Consider the following 2,534-nt stretch of genomic DNA (forward strand, 5'->3'; position numbering starts at 1 on the left):
CAAATGCTCAAAGAGCAGTCGTCTGTTGATGGCCTTTCAGTAATGTTTGACCGTGTTTTCTTAAGTCATGAAATGGGATTGGCAAAACCTGATGAAGCCATCTATAAGGCAGTAATCAACGAAATACAAGTTGAACCCAATAGGGTCTTATTTTTTGATGACCTTTTGGCGAACCTTGATGGGGCCAAAAGAGTTGGAATACAAACTTATCACATCACTTACCCAAAAGCGCTGATTCAATTCTTTGCGGATGTACACTAAAAAAGAATACCTAAGGCACGGTTTACTATTTCTGGCTACCCTGATTGCAACCACGTTGGCAGGAGGGGAGTGGTTGTATGGCAAGTCTCTGATTGCAGGTGGTGAACATGCCTTAACCTTCGAATATTTTCTAAAATCCCTTCATTTTTCCATTCCATTTATTGGGATACTCCTTATCCATGAATTGGGGCACTTGTTGACATCTATCCATCATAAGGTAAAATCATCCCTGCCATATTTCATTCCGGGCTGGTTGGTGATAGCGCCTTCCCTGGGAACTTTTGGTGCCATTATCAGCATGAAAAGCTTTGTCAATAGCCGGAAAAAATATTTCGATATTGGAGTAGCGGGACCTTTGGCAGGATTTATTATTGCACTGTTTGTATTGGGGTATGGATTTACCAATTTGCCGGATGCAGATTATATCTATCAGATCCATCCGGAATATTTGGACCCGGATTTTAAAGGTCATGTAGAGGAAGATGGTTATCTCAATCTTGAGATGGGTTATAACCTGCTTTTTTATGGGATGGAAAAAATATTTGCAGATCCTGAGAAAATGCCCAATATGTCAGAAATCATACATTTTCCATATTTATTTGCAGGTTATCTGGCGTTGTTTTTTACTGCTCTGAATCTCTTGCCAATTGGACAATTGGATGGGGGCCATGTGGTCTTCGGATTATTTCCCAAAAGGCATAAAGAGATTTCCCTGATTTTCTATACTGCTTTTGTATTTTACGCAGGACTGGGTTTACTCAATCCTTATGATGATTTTAATACGCTAATTATAAGGATTCCCCTTTATGTAGTTTTTCTATATATCTGTTACCGAAAAGCAAGCCTGGAAAACCAAACTAAATGGACGATCATCTTATTGATTGCCGCAAGCCAATATGCTTTGGTTTATTACTACCCAGGTCTTCAAGGCTATAGCGGTTGGCTTTTATTTGCATTTTTATTGGGCAGGATCATGGGATTGGAGCATCCCGAAGTCAATGGCTTCAAAGAACTGAACAGCAACAGAAAAATAATCGGGTGGGTGGCCATTCTGATTTTTGTGCTGTGCTTTACCCCGCAGCCTTTTCAGATCGGCTGATTAGTTTTCAATAGGCAGTCGCAGTATTCAGTGGGCAGTCGCAGTTTGTATAATCAGTCGCACAGTTGGCAGTCTCAGTTTGCAGTGGGCAGTCGCGGTTGGGCAGTCAAGTTCCTATAGTTAACTATTCTATTCAAAACTAGAATCATTGAGCAGCTTCCTTCAATTTTAAATTCCCCTAAATCTAAGATCTACAATCTACAATCTAAAATTTACCCTCTTCATCCTTCTACCTTCATCCTTCATCCCTCTAAAATATCACCCCCGACCCAATGCTTTCCTCACCATTATACCAGGCCACAAACTGTCCTGAGGCAACGCCTCTCTGGGTTTGATCAAAAAGGATATAAAGCCCGTTTTCTTTCATGATAAGAGTAGCCCAAGTTAATGGTTGCCTGTATCTGATTCTTGCTTGGTACCGAACAGATTCACCTACATTTAGTTTGAGGTCTTCTCTGATCCAATGAATATCTTCATTCGGTACGAATAAACCATGACGGTTTAATCCCGGATGATCTTCCCCTAAACCTGTATAGATAACATTCTCTTTGGTATCCGTAGAAATGACAAACAATGGTTTGCCTGTCCCACCTACCTGCAAACCCTTTCTTTGGCCCACGGTAAAATAATGGGCTCCATTATGATCCCCTATTTTTTTGCCTTGATCAAGGGTATATTTGATGGGTAGGCATAAGTTGTCCAAAGTTTCCAATTCATAGTCTTCAGCGGAAATACCGGCAGGAATACTTTTTGATTCATAAACAGGGAGATTTTCCGGAACCACTACAATAGCCCCTTTTTTAGGTTGGAGTTGTTGCTGTAGGAAATCTGGCAACCTGACTTTTCCAATAAAGCATAGCCCCTGACTGTCTTTTTTGTCAGCAGTGATCAAGTCCTGTTCTTTGGCGATTTTTCTTACTTCTGATTTTTGTAGGTGGCCGATTGGAAACAGCGCTTTGGCCAATTGCTCCTGATTCAATTGGCATAGGAAATAACTTTGGTCTTTATTGGGGTCTGCACCTGCCAAAAGCCTATAAACGGTTTTGCCGGCGGTTTCAAGTTCATCTTTTTGGCAATAGTGACCTGTGGCTACAAAATCAGCCTTTAGTTTTTGGGCGGCTTTGAGAAAAATGTCGAATTTGATTTCCCTGTTACATAAAATATCCGGATTGGG

Annotated in this window: 3 protein-coding genes; 2 read left to right on the forward strand and 1 reads right to left on the reverse strand. The window is 40.9% G+C overall.

The window, feature by feature from the left end; all coding sequences use genetic code 11:
- Positions 1-261 (forward strand): HAD-IA family hydrolase (locus ACEW8O_RS09595; RefSeq protein WP_373494411.1); only part of this gene is annotated, 261 nt, incomplete at its 5' end.
- Positions 251-1,360, forward strand: a complete 1,110-nt coding sequence (locus ACEW8O_RS09600; protein ID WP_373494412.1) for a site-2 protease family protein — start codon at positions 251-253, stop codon at positions 1,358-1,360. The genes ACEW8O_RS09595 and ACEW8O_RS09600, both read left to right, overlap by 11 nt.
- A 250-nt stretch (positions 1,361-1,610) precedes the next feature.
- Here ACEW8O_RS09600 and mnmA read toward each other — a convergent pair.
- A partial coding sequence (gene mnmA, locus ACEW8O_RS09605; protein ID WP_373494413.1) for a tRNA 2-thiouridine(34) synthase MnmA occupies positions 1,611-2,534 on the reverse strand: 924 nt, incomplete at its 5' end.

Origin of the sequence: Aquiflexum sp. (assembly GCF_041749095.1) — a bacterium.
GTDB lineage: Bacteria > Bacteroidota > Bacteroidia > Cytophagales > Cyclobacteriaceae > Aquiflexum.